Source organism: Pollutimonas rozaliensis (assembly GCF_048751585.1).
Lineage (GTDB): Bacteria > Pseudomonadota > Gammaproteobacteria > Burkholderiales > Burkholderiaceae_B.
In genome coordinates, this window is the sequence record NZ_JAZHOB010000223.1 from 1 (window position 1) to 258 (window position 258).

At 59.7% G+C, this 258-nt stretch carries 1 protein-coding gene; it reads left to right on the forward strand.

Annotation, left to right across the window (positions count from 1 at the left end; translation table 11 throughout):
• Positions 1 to 61 precede the first annotated feature (61 nt).
• Positions 62 to 258: hypothetical protein (locus tag V0R37_RS22670; protein WP_489685824.1), on the forward strand; the 197-nt coding region annotated here is incomplete at its 3' end.

Genomic DNA, 258 nt, shown 5'->3' on the forward strand with positions numbered 1-258 from the left:
CGCCAAGTTGACGTTGCATCATGACCCTGGCCAGCCCCGATGGACTCGTGGCTGGCTTTTTTTGTTAGCGGCTTTACTCCTGCTGGCAAGCCCGGCCGCCTTCGCGGTGACCGGTGAGATCGACTTGACCAGTTCTGCCATTGGCTTTTTTGCCGTGGCCATCTTCGTGCTGGCCTACGCGCTGGTCATGGCCGAAGAGAAGATTCACATGCGCAAGTCCAAGCCCGTGCTGGTGGCAGCGGGGGTGATATGGGGACT